General features: G+C 65.2%; 14 protein-coding genes. 11 read left to right on the forward strand and 3 right to left on the reverse strand.

Annotated features, from left to right (window positions below; translation table 11 throughout):
- Positions 1-36: 36 nt before the first annotated feature.
- Positions 37-489, reverse strand: a complete 453-nt coding sequence (locus N4264_RS19975; protein WP_261697664.1) for a DUF695 domain-containing protein — start codon at positions 487-489, stop codon at positions 37-39.
- A gap of 325 nt (positions 490-814) precedes the next feature.
- Between N4264_RS19975 and N4264_RS19980 the strand changes: the two genes are divergently transcribed.
- The 5 genes from N4264_RS19980 to N4264_RS20000 all read left to right on the forward strand — a co-directional run bounded on the left by N4264_RS19980 (position 815) and on the right by N4264_RS20000 (position 12,275).
- A complete protein-coding gene (locus N4264_RS19980) occupies positions 815-1,372 on the forward strand; it encodes a DUF3228 family protein (RefSeq protein ID WP_261693988.1) in 558 nt (185 codons plus the stop codon).
- A 509-nt stretch (positions 1,373-1,881) separates the two neighbouring features.
- Positions 1,882-2,970: an ATP-binding protein gene (locus N4264_RS19985; protein WP_261693989.1), complete on the forward strand. Its 1,089-nt coding sequence runs from the start codon at positions 1,882-1,884 to the stop codon at positions 2,968-2,970.
- Positions 2,967-5,258, forward strand: a complete 2,292-nt coding sequence (locus N4264_RS19990) for a DUF5682 family protein (RefSeq protein ID WP_261693990.1) — start codon at positions 2,967-2,969, stop codon at positions 5,256-5,258. Before N4264_RS19985 ends, N4264_RS19990 begins: the two co-directional genes overlap by 4 nt.
- Positions 5,255-6,409, forward strand: coding sequence for a VWA domain-containing protein (locus N4264_RS19995; protein WP_261693991.1), 1,155 nt, complete (start codon positions 5,255-5,257; stop codon positions 6,407-6,409). Before N4264_RS19990 ends, N4264_RS19995 begins: the two co-directional genes overlap by 4 nt.
- 1 nt (position 6,410) lies before the next feature.
- On the forward strand, positions 6,411-12,275 hold the full coding sequence (locus N4264_RS20000; protein WP_261693992.1) for a YehQ family protein: 5,865 nt from the start codon (positions 6,411-6,413) through the stop codon (positions 12,273-12,275).
- Between the two features lie 192 nt (positions 12,276-12,467).
- On the opposite strand, the gene N4264_RS20005 is transcribed toward N4264_RS20000, so the two are convergent.
- Positions 12,468-14,504 carry an amidohydrolase family protein gene (locus N4264_RS20005; RefSeq protein ID WP_261693993.1) on the reverse strand — a complete coding sequence of 679 codons (2,037 nt, stop codon included), beginning with the start codon at positions 14,502-14,504 and terminating at the stop codon, positions 12,468-12,470.
- Positions 14,505-14,701: 197 nt separating this feature from the next.
- On the opposite strand from N4264_RS20005, the gene N4264_RS20010 reads away from it, so the two are divergent.
- The 6 genes from N4264_RS20010 to N4264_RS20035 all read left to right on the forward strand — a co-directional run bounded on the left by N4264_RS20010 (position 14,702) and on the right by N4264_RS20035 (position 23,633).
- Positions 14,702-15,643, forward strand: a complete 942-nt coding sequence (locus N4264_RS20010) for a beta-propeller domain-containing protein (RefSeq protein WP_261693994.1) — start codon at positions 14,702-14,704, stop codon at positions 15,641-15,643.
- A 379-nt stretch (positions 15,644-16,022) separates the two neighbouring features.
- Complete coding sequence (locus N4264_RS20015; protein ID WP_261693995.1) at positions 16,023-16,391, forward strand: KGG domain-containing protein; 369 nt, start codon at positions 16,023-16,025, stop codon at positions 16,389-16,391.
- Positions 16,392-16,822: 431 nt separating this feature from the next.
- Positions 16,823-17,149 carry a hypothetical protein gene (locus N4264_RS20020; protein ID WP_261693996.1) on the forward strand — a complete coding sequence of 109 codons (327 nt, stop codon included), beginning with the start codon at positions 16,823-16,825 and terminating at the stop codon, positions 17,147-17,149.
- Positions 17,150-17,172: 23 nt separating this feature from the next.
- Entirely contained in the window at positions 17,173-18,108 is a 936-nt protein-coding gene (locus tag N4264_RS20025) for an NAD(P)/FAD-dependent oxidoreductase (protein ID WP_261693997.1), read from the forward strand.
- Between the two features lie 336 nt (positions 18,109-18,444).
- Positions 18,445-20,250 (forward strand): hypothetical protein, encoded by a 1,806-nt coding sequence (locus tag N4264_RS20030; protein ID WP_261693998.1) that lies wholly within the window; start codon positions 18,445-18,447, stop codon positions 20,248-20,250.
- 938 nt (positions 20,251-21,188) lie between these two features.
- Entirely contained in the window at positions 21,189-23,633 is a 2,445-nt protein-coding gene (locus N4264_RS20035) for a PQQ-dependent sugar dehydrogenase (protein ID WP_261693999.1), read from the forward strand.
- On the opposite strand, the gene N4264_RS20040 is transcribed toward N4264_RS20035, so the two are convergent.
- Positions 23,611-23,838: an FG-GAP repeat protein gene (locus N4264_RS20040; RefSeq protein WP_261694000.1), complete on the reverse strand. Its 228-nt coding sequence runs from the start codon at positions 23,836-23,838 to the stop codon at positions 23,611-23,613. The genes N4264_RS20035 and N4264_RS20040 overlap by 23 nt on opposite strands.
- Between the last annotated feature and the right edge of the window lie 112 nt (positions 23,839-23,950).

The following is a 23,950-nucleotide window of genomic DNA, read 5'->3' on the forward strand; positions in this document are numbered from 1 at the left end:
GCGACACTTTTGTGCTCGCGGCCGCACGCAACCTGGTCACTCCTCGTCATCCACACACTCCAACAAGGACATCAGTTCAGCCAACGCTTCCCAGGTCGGATCCTCCCGCTGCTTGAACAGGTGAGGCTCCGGCGCGAAGGTGTCCAGCAGCGGCTGCAGCGTTGCCAGAAAGACGGCCGGGTCGGCCGCGAAGTAGCGCCAGCTGCGACGGCCGTTGCCGGTCAGGCATGCGGCCTGGATACCAATCCCGGTTGCTTCGATGGCCGATTCCAGCGCGTCCTCGAACGCGCTCATGCGCTGGATATCCTTCTGGCGGGGCATCCCGTCCTTCTTGGCGGGATAAGGCCATCGCAGAATCATCAGCATCGGGTGCTTCGACCGGATTCGTTGCGCGGGAATCCGCGTGCGGAAACGAAAGACGGTATCAAGATCGTCACCGTCGAATGCCGAGCGGACAACCGCCCAGTTATCGGAAATCGACTCATTCATCGCCACATCCTTCTCCGAAGGGGGTTTCGGTACGCGGGGCCGAGCCGCCCGAACCTGTACCGGATCGGATGCGGAAGGCGCCCGGTCCAGGGATTGGCCCGCCAACGGTATTCGGGTGGCGCCGCGCTGGCAATTGCCGCGTGTCGGTTTCCACCTGCCTCTCAGGGCCAGCGCCTCCCACGCAACGTGCGCGAATCGCTTGCAGGCACCGCAGTCGAAGCACCTCGAGCGCCTGCTGCACCGAACCTGGCCGCCTCGATTCGGCGGGGGATGAGGTTCCCCTCGCCATGCCTGATAATGCGCGCCCCATCGAGCCCGCCTGCCCATGTCCATCATCCTGACCGACTTCGCCCGAGCGCGCCTGTTTCCGAAGGAAGCACGGCGCAATACCATCCAGGACTGCACACCCGAACAGTTCGAGCACCACCTCAACAGTGTGACGCCACTCGCAGTGCTCGACGGTTATGCCCCGTTCTGCAAGCTGCATGTGCATCGCAACTGGACCTCCACGCGCTGCCTCGCCGCACCGATTACCGACGAGAACCGGCATCTGCTGCGCTCGGACTACGAAGCCCGTACCAAAGACGAACTGCCGGTGCTGGTCCGCTGGTTTGAAGGTCTTGAGCCGCCAGTCGCCAGCTTCCTCATCGTCATCCTCTACAGCCGCGAGCAACTGGCGAAAGAAGGCACCGTAACAACCGCTGAGTGGGGCATCGTGGGCTGCATGTACACCGCAGAGCCGGTTGAAACACCGATGGCGCCGATCACCATGATGCGCAACGCGCTGGGTGTGGAAGAAGGCGGCTCCGGCGTGCCGCTGGATCGCGACGCATACCAACGCAGCGTGGCCTTCTGGCAGACACACGCGAACTGGCGCGGTTAGTACACACCGGCGCCGGGCTTTCGCCGACGCCGCGCGAGTCGCGCCGACCTCTCGTCGGCGCCAGCACGCTCCCGGAACGGTGCCCCAGGTCCGCGCGCTGGGCACAACCGTGTCGGCGCTGCTGTTCGTACACAGTCCACCCGCGGTGGCCGAGGCAGCTGCGAGCCGTGCGGAAATCATCGCCCAGTACGTCAAGGCGAAGTCGGTCCCGGATCGATAGGTGGATGCACCGGATGAGCGCATTGTGAGACGAGCACCTCATTTCGTTAGTGCCGCGCTGTCGCGCTGATCATGTTCGATACCCTGTTCCGGTCGTATCGACCACGCGGCTTCGCCATCGGCGCTCTCCCCCCTGAAACCCGGTGGCGAAGCACGCGTTCCCGGACGCCGCGCCCCGATCCGCCGCAGCGGACGACGGCGTGACCCTGCCCCCCATCCTTGGTTAAGCTCATCGGGCACTTCCGAGAGCGACCCCCTCCATGGCCCGACAAACCTCCGCACGTGTGTCCGTGCCCCCTGCCGTCCAACGCCCGCCTGCGGAAATCCTGCATGGCGACGAACTGGCGGAGCTGATCCAGAGTGACCGCGATCCGAAACCGCCGGGTTGGCAGCTGAGTTTGCGCGCGGTGCGACGGTTCATCACCGGGGATAGCGCAACCGGGCGGCCGGCCAAGCTGATGGTTCCGCTCAGCCTGGTCGATCGCGCCATGGTGACCCTGGCCAGCGGGCGCGGACTCCTGCTCGTGGGCGAGCCGGGTACTGCCAAATCGCTGCTGAGCGAATTGTTGGCAGCCGCGATATCCGGCACCAGCGTGCTGACCGTACAGGGCGGTGCCTCCACCACCGAGGACCAGATCAAGTACGGCTGGAACTACGCCCTGCTGCTCAACGAAGGCCCCAGTCCGCGCGCCCTGGTGCCGGGGCCGATTCTCACGGCAATGCGCGAAGGCCGCATCGCGCGCTTCGAGGAAATCACGCGCTGTCCCGCCGAAGTGCAGGACAGCCTGCTGTCGATTCTTTCCGAGCGGGTGCTGATGGTTCCCGAGCTGGCCGGCGACGAGGGTGTGATCTATGCCAACGCGGGCTTCAACCTGATCGCAACAGCCAACACCCGCGACCGCGGCGTGAATGAAATGAGCGCCGCACTGAAGCGGCGTTTTGCGTTTGAGACCGTGTTTCCGATCAGCAGTCTCGACGATGAACTCGCCCTGGTCACGCGCGAGGCGCAACGGCTCCTGCGCCAGTCGGGCGTGAGCCTGACGCCGCCGGATGATGTGATCGAAGTGCTGGTATCCAGCTTCCGTGAACTGCGTGCCGGGCTGGACGCCGACGGCGGCGGCATGGAGCGGCTATCCACCGTGCTCTCGACCGCCGAAGCCGTCAGCGTGGCGCATGCGGTGGGCCTGCGCGGCTACTACCTGCGCGGCGACGCGGGCGACCCGGGTGACATCGTCGAGGCGCTGCTGGGCACCGCGGTGAAGGACAACGCCGATGACCTGAAGAAGCTGCGACGCTACCTCGAACAGAAGGTGAGCAAGCGCGCCGGTACGGCGTGGCGCGCATTCTACGAGGCCCGCCACCGCCTGCCCTCGGCGTGAACGCCTCTGTCGAGATCATTGGCGTCCGCCACCACAGCCCCGCCTGCGCGCGGCTGGTGGCGGCGCGCCTGCGCGACTGGCGCCCGGACCGGGTGCTGATCGAAGGCCCCAGTGATTTCAACGACCGTATCGAGGAACTGCAGCGTCCGGGACACGTCGCGCCCGTCGCTATTTTCAGCTATTACAGTGATAGCGAGCACACGCACCACTGCTATGCGCCCTTCAGCGACTACGCGCCGGAATGGATCGCCCTGCGCGTGGCCCCGGAAATCGGTGCGAAGGTTCAATTCATCGACCTGCCCTACTGGCACGAAGGCTCCCGCGGACGTGCGCAGGTGGTCGGCGATGCGGATGCCGCGCGGCGCCATCGGGCCCGCGAACGCGCGCTGGCGCAGCGCCTGGGCCTGGATGATGGCGATGCGCTGTGGGATCACCTGTTCGAGCAGGCGCTGCCCACCGACCAGCTCGCGGCAAGGCTGGCCACCTACTTTGACGAGCTGCGCGCCGGTGAGCTCGGCGACGCCAGCGATCGCGCGCGCGAAACCTACATGGCGCACTGCATCGCGCATGCACGGGCCGAGGGCGGCCGCGTCCTGGTCGTCTGCGGCGGTTGGCATCGACCGGCGTTGCTGCGGCTGGCAGAGTCTGCCACGGCCGGTCCGGCGGATCTGCACCTGGCCGTACCGCCGTCGATCCAGCGCCAGGGCAGTTTCCTGATCCCCTACAGTGATCGCCGCCTGGAAGCGCTCGGCGGCTACGGCGCCGGCGTGCAATCGCCGGCCTATTACCGTTGGCTTTATGAACACGGCGCGGAAGGCGCGGCCGAGCGCGCGCTTCGCGCCGTCGTCAGCCGTCTGCGCGCCGGCAGGCAGAGCGTGTCGACGGCGGGCCTCGTGGCCGCCACGACGCGCATGCACCTGCTCGCCCACCTGCGCGGTCACGCACAACCGTTGCGCGTGGACGTCCTTGACGGATTGCTCGATGCCATGAGCAGCGAAGCGCTCAGCGCGCCACCGCCGTGGCAGTCGCGTGGCGTACTGTCGATGCAGGACGATCCCGTGCTACGCGAAGCGTTGCTGGCGCTGACCGGCGACACGGTCGGCCGTCTGGCACCCGGAACGCCGCTGCCGCCGCTGGTGGCTGATGTGAACGAACTGCTGGAACGCCATGCGCTGGCCGGTGAGGGCACCCTGCAGCTGGATCGCCAGCGCGACGCCCACCGCCCGCGCCTGGAAACCTTGTGGCGACTGCGCGTCCTGCGCATCCCCGGCTTTGACTACCGCGGCAGCAGCGCGCCGCAGGCGGCGCGGCAGCTGGGCGCCGACCAGTATCCTTGTGAGGAATGGCATCTGCGCCCCGGCGATACGCGACACGTCGCCCTGGTTGAAGCCGGTGCCTACGGCCCGACGTTGCAGGCGGCGGCGCTTCGGCGCCTGCGCGAGTCCGTCGCCGACGCCGCCCAGATCGATGACCTCGCCGAGCTGTACGTAACAGCGCTTCGCGCCGGCTACGACGACTTCGGCGCAAGCGTCCTGCCCGATCTGCACGCCGCCGTGCTCCACTGTACCGAACATGGCCCCCTGGGACGCGCAGGCCTGCGCCTCTTCGGGCTGCTGCGAAATCGGCTCGGTCCGTCCGACAGCGGCGTCCTGCTGCTGCCGGCGCTGGATGCCATCGTGAACCGTGTCCTTTGGTTACTGGAAGGTTTGTCCGCACCGAACCAGCCGGCCAGTACCGATGATGTCGTGGCGCTGCAGCTGGTCGATCGTGTGCTCGGTGACGATGCCGCCGGCGGCATCGTCACCGGCAGCCTGCTCGATACACTCCATCGCCTGGGTGGCAACGCCGACCTTCCGCCCTCCGCGCGCGGCGCCACCTTCGGTGTGCTGTGGCGCCATGCGCCGGTCGACGCCGTTGAAACACCGCTACTGGCGGCCGTGAAAGCCTATGCACACGGCGAACCGCTGGGTGATTTCCTGTTCGGCCTGTTCGCACTCGCGCGCACCGAGTGCGCCCGCTCCAGCCAGCTGCTCGGTGTACTCGACGGCGTTGTCAGCGCAATGACCGAACAGGAGTTCCTGGTCGCCGCACCGGCATTGCGCCAGGCCTTTCACTACTTCCCGCCACGCGAGCGCGCGCAGATCGGCATGCAGGTCGCACAGCGGCATCGCGAGGGCGACCACGTCGACTCCGACTGGATGCGCCTGCCCTGCTCGATCGACGACCTGCGCCGCAGCGCGCGCCTGCTCGCCTCAATCGAACGCTTGCGAACACGGTTCGGCCTATGACCACCATCACGCTCACACCGCTGGAACGCTGGCGTCTGCTGCTGGGCGAGAGCGCCGAGCGCACGCTCGGGGGCAGTGGCCTCAGCGTAACGGTGCAGTCCATGGACCGCGCGCTGGAGTGGCTGTATGGCCGCGATACACAGGGCGATGATCGGGACGTGATGAGCCGGGAGCGTTCCGCTGACCTTGGCGCCAGCGCGCTGGCTGTGCCCGAATGGATCAACCAGGTGCACAGCCTGTTTCCCCGGGAAACGATCGAGCGCCTGGAACGTGATGCGGTTGAGCACTACAAGATCAACGAACTCGTCACCAGTCCTGAAGTGCTCAAGCGCGTGCAACCCAGCCAGGCCCTGCTCGAAGCGGTGATGCGCACCAGGCACCTGATGAATCCCCAGGTGCTGGCAATGGCGCGCGACCTCGTTGCGGCCGTGGTTCGGCAACTGATCGAAGCCCTCGCGGTGGAGCTGCAACAGGCTTTCAGCGGCGTACGCAATCGCCGGCAGCACACCCGTTTTGCGAATGCACGGAACTTCGACGCCGCGGCGACCTTGCGCGCCAACCTCAAGCACTACGACATTCGCCAACGCCGGCTGGTGATCGAACGGGCTCTCTTCAACCGGCGCAGCACGCGGCACCTGGAGCGCTGGCAGATCATCCTGGTGGTCGACCAGAGCGGCAGCATGCTGCCCAGCGTGATCCACTCGGCGGTTACGGCGGCATGCCTGAGCGGACTGCCGGGCATCGACACGCACCTGCTCGCTTTCGATACGGAAGTGGTCGACCTGACCGACGAACGTAACGATCCAGTGGAGCTGCTGATGAAGGTGCAGCTGGGCGGCGGCACCGATATCCAGAAAGCCATGCGCTACGCCGCAGAACGCATCGATGCGCCGCGACGCGCCATCGTGGTGCTGATCAGCGACTTCTACGAAGGCGCCTCGCCGCACCTGTTGCCGCGCATCGTGCGAGAACTGTGCGCGCAGGGGACGCGCGTACTGGGCCTGGCTGCACTGGACCAGGAAGCCGTTCCCGCCTATGACCGCGAAATGGCAGCGACGCTGGTTGCCGCCGGTGCCGAGATCGGTGCCATGACGCCCGGGCAGCTGGCGCGCTGGCTGGCCGAGAAACTCAAAGGTGGACGGGCCGGCTGAGATGACTGCTGCCTTGCGCGCCGACTTGCTCAAGCTGACCCCCGAAGCCTTGGCGCAGCTGGCCAACCTCGGCCTGGTCAAGCGCGCGCAGCGCGAGCTGGCCGCCGGCTATGTGCCGCAATTGACGCATGCGGACGACGGCACCGTCTCGGCCATCTTTCCCGACCAGGTTCAGACCGCCTTTCCGCCCGGTGCCGGACTGAAGGAAGCACGCTGCAGTTGCGGCGCAACGCTTTGCCGTCACCGCATCGCGACGGTGCTGCACTATGCGGCCACGAGCGCCGATGAAGCACCGGCGGCAGCACCCGCCGAGGCGCGTTTTGCTGACCTCGACGAACAACAGATCCGCGACCAGACAACCGCCTCCCTGTGGGCGGCCGTCGAGCGCGAGGCACGCAGCGGAATCCGCATCGACGTCGAACGCAGTCACAGCGCGGACCGGCGCAGCGTGGTCTACACCGCGCGTCTGCCGCACGCCACGGCGCGCTTCTACGCGGGTGCGGATCTGGCGTTCGCGCGCTGCGACTGCACCGCTCAGCAACGCTGCGAACATATCGCTCTGGGTGCGTTGGCCCTCAAGCGCGCCGGAGACATCGGCGACGTGCGCCTGACCATCGAGCTGGGCGATCGTCGCGACGGCGACCACAAGGGTACTGCCTTCGCGTTCTGCGTGGAGCCCTACCGACATCTCGTCCGCGTACTGCTGGCGCAAGGGCTTGCGAACGGCGCTGCCGACAGTCCGCACACGGCGCAGGCGCTGAACGATGCGCTGCAGGCCAGCCGCAACATCGATGCCACCTGGCTGACCCTGTGCCTGGAAGCCATCGAGCAATGGCTCGATCACTATCACCGGCGTAGCGCCCGGTTTTCCTATGGCGAGGGCGTCCAGTTGCTGCGCGAGCTGAGTCTGCGCGTGGCTGTCGCGCAGGCGGGTACGGCCGAGCTTTCGCCGCGCGCCGTGCTTGGCATGGGCGAAGCCATGGAAACGGCAATGGATCGCCTCGGCCTGATTTCGCTGGGTATGCGCCTGGAAGGCGATGGTGCCGACCGTTGCGCCACGCTTGCTGTCGTTGACTGTGACACACAAACCCTGCTCTGCCTGCAGAAAACCTGGCAACGCAAGACGGATGACGGCACCAGCGAGCTCGCGCAGCTGGACCAGCAGCGCGTCGCCGGCAGCCTGCGCCTGGGCAAGCTGGCACAGGGCACCCTGGTGACCACCACCGCCCGGCGTCGCGCCAACGGCGAACTCAAGCTCGGGCAAAGTTTCGCCGGCAAGGCTTCCGTCACGCCGCACACTGGCGACTGGTCGGCGTTGCGCCCGCCGCTCCTGATCGAATCGCAGAAGGATTTCCTGCGCCAGGAAACGCACGCGCCACCCCGCGATCTGCTGGCGCGCAGCGCCCTGCCCGGCTTCCACGTGTTGCGTCTGGCACGGGTGATGACGCTGGGGTTTGATCCGGCGCAACAACGCCTGCACGCCATCGTACTGGACCCCGGCGGTTCGCCCTGGCATCTGGTACGCGACTACGCCGCCACCACACCGGGAGCCTTCGACGCCATTGCACGGGCACTGCGCGACGTCGCGGCGTCGCCCCGGCCTGCCTATGCCGCCGGCCCCGTACGGCGCCATGCAGAGGGCCTGACGCTGGAGCCCTGGGCGCTGAGTGTGGGGCGCCTCGTCGTTCCTGACGCGACTGCACCGGATGGCACACTTGCCGAAGTTCCGCTTATCAATGTGCCGACCGCTGGCCAGGATCCGCTTCGCCAGTTCCTCGCGGCAATCGATGAGTGCCTGTGCGAAGTGTTGCGCGATGGATTGCGCCGTCACAGCGGGGCCTCCGAACGACTCGGTGAACTGCTCCGGCGCTGTCGCGACCTGGGTCTGGCCGGCACGGGTGAGCGCGGTGCCGGCGCACTGCTGCAACAGTTGTCGACGCACTGGCACGCCAGCCGCCAGGGTGAACGCGACAGCGTCTTCGCTGCGGCGACAGCCTTTGGGGATCTTGTTCAATGGACCGCGCTGGCACGCCACGCGGCCGCTTCCATCGATCTGGACGTTTCTGAGGGGAAAATGACCATGCAGCGCTTTGAGCTGGTAGAAGGAACCGCATCGAAGTTCTGGGAAATCAGCCGGGACGGCTGCACCTACACGGTGCGCTTCGGACGCATCGGCACCAACGGGCAGACGCAGAGCAAGACAGCGCCCACCGAAGCCAAGGCACAGGCTGAAGTGGACAAGTTGATCAAAGAAAAAACCGGCAAAGGGTACTCATCCGTCGCGGTGGCTGCCGGCGCCCGGCTGGACGCTGTGGCGGTAAAACCGGCCAGGCCGGCCGCCGCTCCTGCTGCCCCCGCGCAAGCACCGGCCGAAGGCGCGCCCGCCACGCTCGCATCCACGACGGAACCAGTCGCCGATCCATCGCCACCGGCTCCCACCGGCGCGCCAGTGCACCCGGGATCGATTCCCATGCCCAGCGGGCAGTTCCAGTTCACGCCGGCGATGCGGAAGCTGCTGCCGGTGCAGCGCGGATTCGATGCGCCCGCCCAGCCACAAACGCCGCAGGACACACTGTGGGGCCGTCTGCCGAACTTCGTCGGCGCAGACCAACAGCGCGCGCACGCCGCTATCAGCACGGCCGGCTTGAGCCAGCTCGCCAAACAGTTTCCGATCGCGGAAATCTTCACGGCGAGCAGCCTGAGCACCCCCGATGCCGCACGCTGGGAAGCGGCGATGCAGCTGGCGACGGCACTGCAAAGCGCCATATACGGCGGCAACATCATGATGGCCCTGCTGGAACTGTGTGTCGTACTCCATGGTGCCGAATTCGCGGTGGGTACGTATCTGGCAGCCATGGCGCCGGCACCCTCCGGCCGCCTGTACAGCTGGGTCGGGCCCGTACCGGGCGTCGAGATCCTCCATGAGGCGTTGGCACGTTGCACCGACGAGGAATATGCCCGGGCGAAAGCGGCACTGCCCGCCCAGCCGCGCAGCCAGCGCGAGCAATTCGCGCGCGGCGTGGTATTTCATACCGAACCCGACCTCGTCGCCGATGCCATCGCCGTGGCGAACACCAGCGACGCCTATGCCTTCGAGGCAGTCACCGGTTTGTCACGCGCGCAGCTCACCCTTGATCAGGCCGCATCCGTGGTCAAATCGACGCTCTGGCGCGACCACACCGGCGCACCGATCCTGGCAGTCAATCTTGCGCGTCTGCACGGGGCTGCGTCGCTGCCACTGGCGATGCGACTGTATGAGCACCAGATGGATTCCGGCACGCGCGCACGGTTTGCCGACATCGTGCGTGCGTTTGACAGCCCTGACGCTTTCGCCGCGCTGCTCATGCATTTCGAGCGAAAGGAGGCCCGTGTTCAGATCGACGAGTTTGCGAAGGCGTGGCCCTTCGCAGCCATGCAGGCAGCGGCCGCGCTGGTCGCGCGCAGTCGCGACAAGGACGTTGAAGCCTGGCTGACACGCATGCTCAGCGCACACGCCCCGCTGGTCGATGCCCTGAGCGCGTCGCTGGACGGTGCCGCGGCCAACGTGGTCACGCGACTGTGCAGCAAGCTGACCGACCTGGAAGATGCGCCGCTCGACGCGCTACCGGATGTGTTGCGCGACCCACCCTGGCTTAAACCCGTGCGCAAGGTCCAGCGACCCGAGCTGCCCGAGCGGCCGATGCCGGAACCGCGCATGCAATGGCCACCGGGCGTGCAGGCGAAGTGGCGGACCTATTTCGACCCCAACGACGCCGAGAGCCAGATGCGCGGGACATCCCTGTCCCGGGGCCAGATGGCGCTGAAACGGCTGGTCATTCCCGGTGCATTGTGGGAGCCGCTGCTTACGGGCGAGATTCGCGATCTCACACCACACCTGGAAGCCATCGACGCGCTTTGGCAAAGCACGGAGTCCTACCGGCGCTATCGCGACGCCGGCGAGCTCCAGTCGCTGCCCGATGCGACGCGGCAACTGCTGTGGAACAACCTGCCGGGTTTCGAAACGACTAGCTGGGGCCTTGAGTATTCGGTCTGCGCGATCGTCGCTGTGGATGAACTGTCCGGCTTGCCGGGGCTTCTGCGCAGCCTTGAAGCACGACTGGATACGGGATTGATGGCGGCGCTGCCGGTGGGGGCCGCACCGATCGCGCCCTTTGCCGTGCTGGGCCTGTCACGCAAAAAGGCTCGTCCACACGCGATGGCCTGGTTGCGCGCACATACGACGCTCGCGTCCACTGCGCTCCTGGCGCAGGCAGCCAGCGGTCAGAAGAAGGCGGTCGAGCAGGCGGAGGCCGGCCTGCGCTGGCTTGCAGCGAACACAGACATGGCGCAGGTACGGGAAGGCGCCCGTCATTTCGGCGACGCCGGCGAAGCCCTGCTCGATGCCATCCTTTCCGTCGATCCGCTCTCGATTCTGCCGCAGAAGCCGCGCCCCCTGCCCGCCTTCTTCCTACCAGGCGGTCTGGCCCGTCCCCGCTTGCATGACGGCCGCGCGGTGCCCGTGCAGGCGCTGGGCGCGCTGGCCACCCTGCTCCAGGTTTCCGTGCTGGATGAAGCGCATGCCGGCATCGATATCGTCAAGCAGTTCTGCACGCCTGCCTCGCTGGACGATTTCGCCTGGGACCTGTTCCAGGCCTGGAACCAGAGTGGCGCACCGAGCAAGGAGAGCTGGGCCTTCACCGCTATCGGACACCTCGGCGGCGATGCCTGTGTACGCCAGCTCACGCCCTTGATCCGCGCCTGGCCCGGTGAATCTCAGCATGCGCGTGCCGTGACCGGGCTCGACATCCTCAGCCGCATCGGCAGCGACCTGGCGCTGATGAACCTCAATGGCATCGCACAGAAAGCCAAGTTCAAGGGCCTGCAGGACCGCGCCAAGGAGAAAATCCAGGCAATCGCGGAAGCACGCGAGCTCACGACCGAGGAGCTGGGCGATCGTCTCGTGCCCGACCTCGACCTCGATGCCGACGGAACGCTACGGCTGGATTTCGGTCCGCGGCAATTCACGGTCGGCTTCGACGAACAGCTGCGCCCCTTTGCCAAGGACGCCAGCGGCGCCCGGCTCAAGGATCTCCCCAAGCCACTCAAGACCGACGATGCTTCGCTCGCCCAGGCCGCCAGCGATCGCTGGAAGCTGCTCAAGAAGGACATGAAGACCATTGCCAGCAACCAGATCCAGCGTCTGGAGCTGGCCATGTGCAGCAGCCGCACGTTCGAATTCGGCGTCTTCCAGCGCTTTTTCGTGCAGCATCCGTTGCAGCGCCACCTGACGCAGCGCCTGCTGTGGGGCGTGAAACGCGCCGATGGCAGCGTGCAGGGTTTTCGCGTTGCCGAGGACCTCAGCTTCGCCGACCGCGACGATCTCACGCTGTCCATCGCCGAAGACGCAATCATCGTGCTGCCGCACGTTCTTACGCTGTCAGCCGAGGAGCAGGCCGCATTCGGCCAGATCTTTGCCGACTACGAGATTCTGCAGCCTTTCATGCAACTGGGCCGCGAAGTGCTGGCGCTGGACGATGACGAAATTGATCGGAGCGAATCGCAACGATTCAAGGGCAAGCGGGTCGCCATCGGCAGCGTCTACGGCCTGCAGCACCGCGGCTGGCGCAACGGCAGCCCGCAGGACAGCGGCTGGATCAGCTGGTTCGAAAAATCCCTGCCGGGCGGCCTGGAAGTGCAGATCGAGCTTGACCCCGGCACGATCGTCGGCGATATCAACTACAACCCGAAGCAGACGCTCGGCGCACTCACGCTGCGTGTTGCCAATACCTGGGACGAAAAGGGCAAGCGGCCGTTTTCCGCGCTCGATCCAGTTTCACGGTCGGAACTGTTGCGGGATATCGACCGATTGACGGTGCTGGTGGATTGACGCGCCTTCCGGGCGGCGGATCGCGTGGCCAGACCAGGCCGACCGCCCTGCCGCCCCTTCGTACGGTCGCCTGGGCGACCTCACGCCACTCCCGTTCTGTAGCACGAACAGCGCCTACCATGTGATACATCTTTCGTAGCGCGCGGTCACCACCGGCGACCGCGCGAGCGCATCCGTCCTCGAAAACAGTGTTCAGTTCACCTTCCCACCCGACGCTGCCTCCACCACCGTCGGCGCGTCCACGAACGGTGTGATGCCAAACTTCGGGTACACCTCGGCCGGGTAGTAGAACACGCCATCCTTCACCACCACCGCGATGCGCTTGATGGCCTTCAGGTCCTGCGTCGGATCACCGGGAACCAGGAAAAAGCTCGCGAGCTTCCCCTTGGTGATGGAACCACGACGCTGGTCTTCGCCCAGATATCGTGCCGTCTCCAGCGTTGCCCGCTTCAAGATCTGCGGCGCAGACATGCCGGCCTTCTGGTACAGCTCCAGCTCCCGGTGGTAGCTGAAGGAGCCGCCGGTATCCGTGCCGAAGACAATGAAGACTCCGCGTTCGTGCAGCTGCTTCACCACCGCGACCAGCTTGTCGAAAGCCGAGCGATAGGCTTCGTCGTCCCCCTTCGCCGACACGTCCACCCAGCCCTTCATCATGTCGCGACGGGTGCCGATCGGCAGGTGTTCAATGTAGTCCACCGCGCCCGGAGGCACCTGTCCGTCGCGATTGTGGGTCAGGGCTTCGTGGATGCCGAGCGTCGGATCGATGGCCTTGTTCCCCTTGGCCATCAAGCCGATGGTGTGCTGCACCTTGTCACTTGCCAGGTCCAGCGCGGGCAATCGCTTGAGCGCCGTAAGACGGAACAGGGTACGGGTATCTTCCTCCGGTCCGATCACCCAGCCCAGTGCGAACTGATTGATGTGGGTCAGCTCGTCGTAACCGGCCTCGATCATCTTGTCTGCCGTCGTGAATGCCGGTACATGGCCGGACACGCGCATTCCCAGCGTGTGCGCCTCCGCGACGACTGCCGGCACCCACTCCGGCTTCATGCTGTTGTAGACCTTCACCTGCCAGAAGCCCCGCGCCGCATACCAGCGCACCGCGTCGATCGCCTTTTCCTGGCTGTCGACGACAAATCCATGATTGGAGTTGTACGGGCTGCGCCCCTCGATGAAACCCGAGCGCACGACATGCGGTCCCGCAATCTCGCCCGCCTCGATGCGCCGGATCAGTGTTTCAAGAACGGCGTTGTCGTTCCCCATGTCACGCATCGTCGTCACACCGGCGAGCAGGTTCAGCAGCGCGCCTTCCTGACTCACGTGCGCATGCATCTCGTGCATGCCGGGCACCAAAGTTCCTCCAGCGCCATCGATGGTGGTTTCGCCGGGCGACGCAGGGCTGTCGATCGGCACCACCGCGGCGATCTCGCGGCCGTGGACCACTACCGATACCGGTTCGGTCAAGGCGCCCGTGTGTGCGTCGAACACGCGCACGTTGCGAATCCGCACCGGTCCGTCGTACCGGTGCGCCACCTCGCGCTGGAGGTCCACGTAGCGTTCGGTCGCCCAATCCGCCGCCAGCTGGCGCAGACGCACCTCTTCCGCTTCGTAACCCGCGCGCACGACGATCATTCCCGGCGACACCACTGCAAACAAGGCACCGTCGCCATCCACCAGCAGCGTTTCCGGCGTCATCTCGATACCGGAGAGATCGTATCGCGTCACCTCGCGCGGACCGGCCTTGCCCTGTACGGTCAGCGTGGGCCCCCTCGTCAGCTGCAAGGTCCCGCCTGGCAGTGCCGGCATGCGCATGTCCTGCCGCTTGAGCAGTGCGCGCAGATAGATCTGGTTCGACCACGGGCTTCCACTCTGCGCGACATACACCGCCGGTTCCTTGGGTCTGGACTTGCCGGGGCCCGTCGAGTCACGCCAGCTCGCCTGCGCCCCGCTGCGGGCAAAACGCTCATCGACCTTGCTGCCGAAGGTGGTGCTGCCGGTGATGGTCCACTCCGTCGGCAGGCCCTCCTTGTCAAAGGTGATGTGCTCGGCAATCGTCGGCCCGCGGCCGTTGTTCTTGATGTTGAAGTCGACGACAGCCTTGCGATCGTCAAGCGCGACCTTGACGTGCCCCACGTTGTTGCCGCCAGCGATGACGGTGTACTGGAGATTTTCGGCGGCAATGCCGCCCAGCGGCAGACTGGCGACAAGCGCGACGGCAAGAAGGCGGAACATCGGCACACCTCGCGGGATGGGAGTTCCCCAGAGTGACCAAAGCGGCACCCGCTGCGCAAGAGGCCGTCGTCACGTGGGCGCACACGGCCTGGCGATTGCCCCGCTCGTTGCGTCGACCGGCACGACCAATGGCATATGCGGATTGCCGTCCATGCAGGCCTTCTTGCCCGACACGCCCGGCCCCGGAGAACGTCGCGATGCGCCTTTCCCTCGCCCTTCTGCTTGCCTGCCTGGCACCCGCGCTGGCCGCCACAGCCTCGACCGACCGTTCGCGCCGGCTGACCCAGATTATCAACGGGTATCCCGCCGCGTCTCCCGACGGAAGGCAGGTCGTCTTCCAGTCAAACCGGACCGGACGCTACGAATTGTACGTAATGAATGTCGACGGCACCGGCGTACGCCAGCTCACCGATCTGGCCGGCGACAATGTCACGCCAGATTGGTCGCCGGACGGCAGGCGCATCGTTTTCGCCGCCACCCGTGACAATGCCTCGGACGTCTTCATCGTTGATGTCGACGGCAAGAACCTCAAACGCCTGACCCACTCGCCCGGCGATGACGAGCACCCGCACTGGACAGCCGACGGCACCCGCATCGTCTTCGACTCCGCGCGCACCACGCCCGACCCTTCTGCCGCCTGGGAAACCCAGTGGCATGAAGTGTTCAGCATGCGCCCCGACGGCACCGACGCAAAAGCGCATACGCAACATCGCGCATTGTGTACCTATGCGTCGCTATCGCCCGACGGCAGGCGCCTGGTCTATCGCAAAGCAGTACCGGGCCCCGCGTTTCGCTGGGATCTGAGCCCGAGCGAGCGCAATTCCGAAATCGTTGTCGCCGATGCCGACGGCAGCAACGAGATAAATGTTTCCCGCAACGCCGCCTTCGATGGATGGCCACGCTGGTCGCCCGACGGCCGCCGCATCGTGTTTGCCTCGAACCGCGCAGGACCCGCGGGCGTCGGGCAGATCTACGTCGTCGACGCCGACGGCTCCAACCTGCGACAGGTCAGCAAGGGCCCCTGGTCGCATGCGCAGCCGGCGTGGGCGGCCGATGGCAAGCGCGTGTATGCGTACCAGGTGCAGGAGGATGAACAGGGAGAGTTCGGTAATGTGGTGGAGTGGGTGGTTGAGCCGTAGCCCCTGCATTTGCCACACAGCGTCGCAAGGCGGATTCACGGCCATTTCATGGGTAAATCGCGAACCCCTGTGCCGGGTGCAAAAAAGCCTGCGGCCGTCACCCGTTGCTAACCGGATCTTTACCTCCACCAAACGATTGCGACGTCGTGTCCATCATCGGACTGACGTCGCAGCGCGCTCACATAGTAGCGCCCGCAGCGCCGACGCACTGAACTGGCTTGTACAAGATGCACATGAGTGCAATTTGTGCGTAGCAGATTGGACGGACTCCCCCTGACGCCCAGCAACACCGCTATTGGATGCGTGGCATACATCTTGGATTGCATCAGGTGTTGCCGGAATGCGGCAGCATTTTTCTTATTCTGTTCAGGAGAACACCATGCCTACCGAGAAGAACCAGGGCGGAAATCAGCAGGGCAGCGGACGCGGGTTTGCGTCCATGGATGAAGACAAACAGCGCGAAATCGCCAGCGAAGGCGGCAAGGCCGCACACGAGAAGGGCACAGCGCACAAGTTCACTTCGGAAGAAGCGCGCGAAGCCGGCCGCAAGGGCGGCGAGGCCCGTGCGGAGAACAGCGGCTCGCGCAGCGAAGCAAGCGGCCGGTCGCAGGATGAGAAATCCGGCAGCGGACAGAAGGGCGGCCAGGGCGGCGGTCAAGGCGGTCAAGGCGGCCAGGGCGGCGGTCAAGGCGGCCAGGGCGGTGGCGGCAGCGGCGGCGGTCGCTCCGGCGGTGGTGGATCGCGTTAACTGAACCTGCGCAGGGAAGCGCGATGTCATGAATAATCAGGCGGGCTGGGCCAGGGAAGGCCCCCGTCCTTTTCCTGATTCACTGCATTACGAAACGACAGAAGCGGCGGATCTGAGTCAACGCAGTCGCGGCGCCCTATGCGGGCCCGGAACGGTCGTCGCGCGGTACCGCCACGCCATCCGGCGTCGACCTTCTGCGTGTGCGGACCAGCATCCGACACCACTCTCTTCGAACCGCATGCAAACACGACGCGTGCGGCAAGCAATGCATCCACCGAGGCGACTGTGGCCTGTTGCGCGTACATCGGCTGATGCTACGTTCTGCGCACCAGCCGCGGTGACCACACCGCCCCCGGTGCGATCACTTCACGCCACGGCAACACGTGCGGAACCACGCGCGCGTAGTATCGATCAGAAACCGGAGCGCATGCTTGCCACAGATCGAAGTCAACCCGGTGTACTCCATCCTGATAGACCTGGGTGATACCCTGGTTATCCGCATCGAGAAGTCGCGCCAGGTTCTTGCGCTTTCCGTGCAGGACGGCGAAGAATTGGGCGAGCGGGATGTCTACGTGCGCCGCGCCACCGACATTGAAACCCTGCACGTGGGCATCGACACCGACCACAGCATGGTCCGCTGGACGTTTAACGCTTCACAGGCATCCAGCTCCGCGGCCGCGCTTGCGCTGGCTCTGCTTCTGCTGACCGGGCATTCAGCACCCACGCCCGACGCGGCCATCACGCAACGGATGCATTAGAGCCCCTTCCAAGGAGGCAGCCGATGGATGGCACGGAGACGACCAGGGATGCGCTCGTGGTAGGCGGAGGGCCCGCGGGTCTGACGGCAGGGATCTACCTGCGCCGTTTCCACCGGTCCTGCATGGTGATCGACGCGGGCGAAAGTCGCGCCCGCTGGATTCCCGAGAGCAACAATTGCCCCGGCTTTCCCGACGGTATCCGCGGGACACGTTTGCTGGAACGAATGCGCGCGCAGGCCGGCACGGTGGGCGTTCCCATCGAGCGCGACCGGGTCGTGCAGATCGCCGCCGGAGACTCCACGTTCGCCGTGCAGACGCTCGGTGGGCAACGGTGGACGGCCCGCGCGATCGTGATGGCCACCGGCATCACCGACCAGCTTCCGCCATACCCGTGGGTGGAAAAAGCCATTGCGACGCACGCGCTGCGGCTTTGCGCCATCTGCGATGCCTACGAGGTCACGGACGCGCATATCGGCGTGCACGGACCGTTCGAAGACATACTGTCCCATGCGCAGTTCCTGAGTACCTTTTCGTCCCGCATTACGCTGTTACCCACCGATGACGGCGATGAAGATACACAGCGCACGGCACGGAAAATCGGCCTGCAGGTCCTTCCTCCCGGCGAGCTTACGTTCGACGGCAAGCACATCAGCCATCGGAACGGGCACGGCTCGCGCGAAGCGTTCGACACGGTGTACGCCTATTTCGGCGCCAGCTCTGCCGCCGAGCTGGTTGTTCCCCTGGGGGTCCGCCAGAACAAGAAGCGGGAACTCGAAGTCGACCGCCACCAGATGACTGCCGTGCAGGGCATCTATGCGGTAGGCGACATTGTCGGCGGGCTCAATCAGATCGCCGTTGCGGTTGGCCAGGCAGCGGTTGCCGCGTGCGCCATCCACGACCGGTTACCAGACAATCCCCGCGCACCGCCTGCGGCGCAGGGCCGGGCACGCAGCGCATGACTGCCGCATTGTCCGGCACTGGCTGCTGATGCTGATCGGCATCGCCGTAGCCACGCGGGCATGGCGCTAGCGCCAGCGGCGCTGGTTTCTGGTCGCCGCACCAGGTTGTCATCGGAATAGTTCTTGCGGCCGCTGGCGCGCTTTGCGCCACAACGACGATTCGCGTGCGCATGTGACCTGTCCACACAGATCCGGACCGTAGTACCTCGTCGCCGAGCACCTCGGAGGCGCAGTGGTCGCCCGTTCGCTGCCGTCCCGGATTTTCCCCGCGAAAATTCACGAGGGAATTCTCGTACTCCCCTTTGCCTTGCGTGAAGGTCCTTGGGAGTCTGATCCATGAAGAAGAGCATGTTGGCCCGATGTCTCGCCGCGACACTGGCGCTGGCCAGTTCAATTACCGCGGGTGCGGCGGGCACCGAGGGCCAGACCAGTCGTGCACCCGAGCGGGAGAGCACACTGTGGCGCTTCGGCGCTGAAAAGAACGTCGCAACCTCTGCCGTTCCAGGCGACGCAGTGTTCGGCAACGCGTTCATGACGCTGCGCACCGAGGGAAATCACGGCGCCGCCATCACCGCATTATGGGTACGAAATACGCAGTATATCGATCAGGACGGCCGCGGCCGCCTGATGCAGATGGCCGTTTTCCTGGGCGGCAATGGGGAGTGCGTCAACCCCACCGAGGCCGGCTCTGACTTGCCAAAGGACATCGGAACCCAGTCAACACTGCTCTTCGCCCAACTGGACGGAAGTACCTTTCGCTCCGCCGTGCATCCCGCGTACTGGTATTTCGACCCGGACTTGACACCAGATCCGCCGGCCAATCCCCCACCCCCTTGCCCAGTCGATGTACCGCCTTCCCGCGTGTCGCAGGATCTGATGGAAAAGACGGTTGAGATTGGCGTGGAAGGTGATGATCGCCTGGGCCGCCACGTGGGCCGCTACACGATGCAGGAGGAAATTTTTGAACGGTACTACGCCGAGATGCCGACGACGTATCTGAACCAGAATTTCTGGAAACTCACGCGGTTCGATCCTGTCACCAGGGAATCGCGCGTGTACCCGGCGTTCGATTCCGAGCACGATCCGGGCGGCCCGGCCTCCGAGAGCAATGTCCCGGCAATTCTCTCGACGTGTGATGGGAAGCACGCCTATGGCATGTGGTCACCATTTGAAGCCGAAGGCGGCGATTTTGCCTACCGCGTGCACATGTTCGATTTCTCGGAACATGGCTGGTCGAACTCCGCGAAGTTGAGCGTCACCCGCGGCTGGGGCTCGGGCGGCCCCAACCCACTCGAAGTAACTACCTATTTCACCGCAGGCACGATCGACGAAGTCAAAGCCTCGCTGGCGCGCATCTATTCCATGTATCCAACCGACGTCCCACGCCAATGGCCGCCCACGGGCGTCATTCCGCCCGGCACGGAGCCGACAGTTTCGTGTGACATCCTTGGTATTCCGACAGGCACCGCCATTGATCTTCGTGCATTCGATATCACCAGCGCCGATATCTCCACCGGCAACAAGGCAAGATTGTCTGCCCTGAGCAACAACGGCACCGTGCTGAATCAGAAGTGGCAGATCGACACCCGCTGGGGCGAGTGGACATCGGATCGCGTGACCGACCTCCTGGGTCTTCCGTCCATCCGCTCCTTCAGCCACGGTCCGGACCCGGCCGGCATTCCGACAGAGTGGGCGTTGGACAGCACCGGTACAGCCCTGTTCTCCCGCAAATACACGGCCAGCACGTACAGCTGGAGCACATGGAAAGCAACAACCGTTTCCGGCCTGGGTATCAGTGGCGTCCACACCATCCGCAGCTTCGACCACGAAGGACCAGACGCCGCGCTCGGGGCGCGCCACCGCCAGACCGTCGTATCCAACGACGGTCGCACGATCTACTTTCGCATCACTACAAACAATGTCTGGGGACCTTGGCACAGCGTTCTGGTCAGCGCGCAAGGCATTCCCGGATTGACCGCAGTCCGCAGCTTCAGCATGGGTGTCACCCCATCCGGGCTGGTGCGCCAGGACATGCTCTCCAACGACGGCCGCCTTGTATACTTCCGTGTATACCATGGCACCGCATGGGGCCCGTGGAACACGACGGTCGTGGCAGATTTGAAGGTACCGGACTACCTCTAGTGGCGGCGCTTGGCGATGCGGCACCCGCGTCGCCTGTTCCCCGCCCTGCTCGCGATCCGATCGTGCCGTCTTCTGCCAAATAGCGGCGCGGCGCCCGGACCCGCCACGTACCAGGACCAGGGATGCGTGCGCTGACGTTGAACGTGCGCATCCCGCTCCAGCAACGAAATTCAACAATACACAGCCACATATCAGCGGCATCAACGGTGGCGTACACATCCGTAGTAGCTTCGCCATTCGCATCCCTATCGAATCCACGCCATCGCCAGCAAGCCGGTCTGAAGTGCCTGTGGGCGACTTCAACGGCGCCGGGAAAAGTGACCAATTCCAACAACGCGCCCGTCTTTCACACTGGCCCGTCCAAGCTCAAGTCAACCCGACTTTCCCCCGAACTCGCTCTGCTTGTCGTCTTGAGGTGGATACCTTGGACGTACCAGTCAGCAAAGGACCCGCTCAGCGCTCGGAATTTTCTGATTCATGGTTGTCCAGGAATCGTTGGAGGAATCGTTCGCTTGTCGTCTTGAGGTGGATACCTTGGACGTGCCAGTCAGCAAAGGACCCGCTCAGCGCTCGGAATTTTCCGATTCATGGTTGTCCAGGAATCGTTCGCAGGAATCGGGAATTGCCCGGACTCGGCGTGCCTGGATCAATTATTTTGAGTGATCGTTCAATACCCGGCAGCCGCACCTACCCTGCGATCGACCGACTGGCCATTCCGTCACGCAAGAACGGCCAGGATTAGCACCGTTCGTCGCCGATATCCGGCATCCGGGAAGCACTATTTCGCTGCTCTGCCAGCGAAGCTGACGCGCGTCATTCATGACGTTCGCCGTCGATCCATCCGAATGCTCCGCTGGGGCGCTCGAATCCATCTCCTGAGCTGCGCGTCGTTACGGCAGTGGTAGTGTCGCGCCGCCGATGGACCACTGGACAGCAAGATGAGCGCGTATCGATGGATTATGGCGTGGGTATTTGGGCTGTGTGTCCAGACCGCCGGCGCGCAAGCGCCGCCGTCCGCCTTCGTGACGGACTTCGTCTACGGATCGCAGTACGGCTTCACCAGCATCGTGTTCGATCATGCCGGCCGTCTGCTGGTTGCCGAGAAGCGCGGGCGCGTCGTCCTCCTGGCGCCTAACGGCAGCGGTGGTTTTGTCACGCCGGCAACAACATTTGCCGATCTGCTGTCATCCGTCGACGCATCTGCGGAGTGCGGCTTACTGGGGCTTGCGCTGGATCCGGACTACGCCAACACCCGTTATGTTTACTTTTTCTATTCGACACCGACCGACCAGCGACTCACGCGCGCGACAGTAAATGCGACCTACACCGCGGTCGTACCGGGCTCGGAAATCGTCCTGCTTTCGGGTCTTCCGCGCGAGTCGAACGCGCACAAGGCGGGTGATATCCAGTTCAGGCCGGGCGATCCCACCTCCATCTACATCAGCCTTGGCGATGATGGGCGACGCGAACGCTCGCAGGATCTCACCTTCTACAACGGCAAGATGTTGCGCGTCGATGCTGCGACCGGCCGCGGCCTTGCCGACAACCCCTACTACGACGGCGACCCGCTGTCGGTTCGCTCGCGCATCTGGGCCATCGGATTTCGGAACCCCTTCCGCTTCACGTTTCATCCGACGGGCGGGCCTGCCAATGTGATGTACTCGTCGGAGAATGGGGATGCGACGGATCGCCTGTCCTTCGTGCGCCGCGGATCGAACGGTGCGTGGGGGCCCGGTGGCGACAGCGGTGGTTTTCTCAATCCTCCGGATGCCAACCATCGCGTGCTCACGACGCTCAATCCCGCCGTGGTCGGCGTGGCCATCAGCCCGAGCGGCCCCTTCGGCACCAACGTGATCTATTGGGCACAGTGGCAGCGCAACATACGACGCTACCAGTTGAGTGGCGCCAATCTTGATACGGCGACAGCGCTGGACGGCGGCGCCAATTTCAAAAGCGGCACCGCCATGACTATCGACCTGGAGTTCGGTCCCGATGGCCACCTCTATGGCACGTGGACGGGCGGTGGCAACGATGCCGGCGACCTGCATCGCATCCGGTATGTGGGAAGCCCACCGCCGGTGGCGGCGTTCGCGACCACGCCCAGCCCGCCCTCCGGCCAAGCGCCGCTGGCAGTGCAGTTCACCGATCAATCGACCGCGCCCGGCAGCAGCATCAGCAGCCGGCAATGGACCTTCGGTGACGGTGCGCAGTCAACGGCAACCAATCCGTCGCACACCTACACGCAAGCCGGTGATTACACCGCGACGCTCACCGTGACCAATGCGGTCGGCCAGCAATCGAGCACGACGCGTGCAGTGCGCGCGACACGAGCGGTGCAACTGCAGATTACGGGCACCGTGCGCGATGGCCGCTCGCTGGCTGCGCCTGGCCTCGCCGCGCCGACGGAGCTGCGAGTCTATCTCGCCAATGGTGTCACGCCGCTGGCAGTAAGCGGCGGCGCCGGCCCCGATGGCAACATCATCGCCATACCGGCAGGCGGGGCGATCAATGTCACGGCAAACGTTTCGCTTCCCGGCGACGCGTTGGTGCTCAGTGCAGGCGAACCAACGGGCGACGGCGTACAACCGGCGCGACGCGGCTATCCGATCCCGGCCGGTGCCGGCCCCCACCCCATTAGCGCACATTTCCATTTGTCGGACACACAGGTCGCCGGGCGTGTACGGGATACACGCGGCACACCGCTTGCGGTGGATGTCGGTGTGCGGCGCGGCGCATCAGCGTACGCCGTCGCCGGTGGCCGAGACTTTCTTCCAGGCCACGGCCACCCTGCCAGCGGTGTGAACCACCGTGTGACGAGCGACGGCCTGGGCTGGTATCACCTGCCCCTGCGTGCGGCAGACGCCGGAACCCCGTTTACGGTGGACGTCGTGGCGGACACCGGCTACGCCACGCACGCCCGCATCACGGCGACGCGCACCATCTCCGCTGGCACGCTGGAAATGCTGGACCTGACACCCGGCCTGTGGTCCGGTGGGCAGGCGTGCGACGAACTCAGCGCCATCCCGGCGACGCCGGCCGTGAACTACGCGACGGCCATCCAGCCGATCTGGAACGCCGCCTGTATCGGATGTCACGCACCGGCAGCTACCAACAGCGGAGGCCTGGATCTGACCGGTGCCGGCAGCCAGGCAGCACTGGTGGGCGTGGGAAGCAGCGGCGCGCCGGGCGTTCCGCGCGTCAGTAGCGGACAACCACTGCGCAGCTACCTGATGGAGAAGATCAACTGCGCAAACCCGCAGTCGGGCACACGCATGCGTCCCACCGACGCGATGAGTCTGGCCAACCAGGCGTTGATTCGCGACTGGATCAGCCAGCTGCCGCCGCAGCAGGATGGGATATTCAGCGACGGATTTGAGCCGTGAACATCAGGTAGCGGCGCCGGACGATCGCGTCGGGCTTGAGCGTGGCCGTCGGCGACCACGTCTCACCGTTGCGCTGGAAGACAAAACCGCTTCCGTCCACTCCGTCGCGCGGTGCGCCGACAAACAGGCGATCGCCGGATATCGCGATCGATCCGCCGAAGTGATCCGCCTCAACGCCGTCGGTCACGAACCGGGCTTCCTTCACCCATTGGGTACGGTTGTGGCGATAGAGATTGACGGCACCGGTAATGTTCTTGCCTACCTTGGTGCGGAAGTACTTGTCGCCGGCAGCGGCCTGAGCCGTCCGGCGCCAGCCG

Origin of the sequence: Tahibacter amnicola, from assembly GCF_025398735.1 — a bacterium.
Lineage (GTDB): Bacteria > Pseudomonadota > Gammaproteobacteria > Xanthomonadales > Rhodanobacteraceae > Tahibacter > Tahibacter amnicola.

Coding starts and splice junctions, on each gene's coding strand:
- N4264_RS19975 (WP_261697664.1), bottom strand. CDS start 489: ATGAATGAGTCGATTTCCGATAACTGGGCGGTTGTCCGCTCGGCATTC.
- N4264_RS19980 (WP_261693988.1), top strand. CDS start 815: ATGTCCATCATCCTGACCGACTTCGCCCGAGCGCGCCTGTTTCCGAAG.
- N4264_RS19995 (WP_261693991.1), top strand. CDS start 5,255: ATGACCACCATCACGCTCACACCGCTGGAACGCTGGCGTCTGCTGCTG.
- N4264_RS20000 (WP_261693992.1), top strand. CDS start 6,411: ATGACTGCTGCCTTGCGCGCCGACTTGCTCAAGCTGACCCCCGAAGCC.
- N4264_RS20005 (WP_261693993.1), bottom strand. CDS start 14,504: ATGTTCCGCCTTCTTGCCGTCGCGCTTGTCGCCAGTCTGCCGCTGGGC.
- N4264_RS20010 (WP_261693994.1), top strand. CDS start 14,702: ATGCGCCTTTCCCTCGCCCTTCTGCTTGCCTGCCTGGCACCCGCGCTG.
- N4264_RS20015 (WP_261693995.1), top strand. CDS start 16,023: ATGCCTACCGAGAAGAACCAGGGCGGAAATCAGCAGGGCAGCGGACGC.
- N4264_RS20025 (WP_261693997.1), top strand. CDS start 17,173: ATGGATGGCACGGAGACGACCAGGGATGCGCTCGTGGTAGGCGGAGGG.
- N4264_RS20030 (WP_261693998.1), top strand. CDS start 18,445: ATGAAGAAGAGCATGTTGGCCCGATGTCTCGCCGCGACACTGGCGCTG.
- N4264_RS20035 (WP_261693999.1), top strand. CDS start 21,189: ATGAGCGCGTATCGATGGATTATGGCGTGGGTATTTGGGCTGTGTGTC.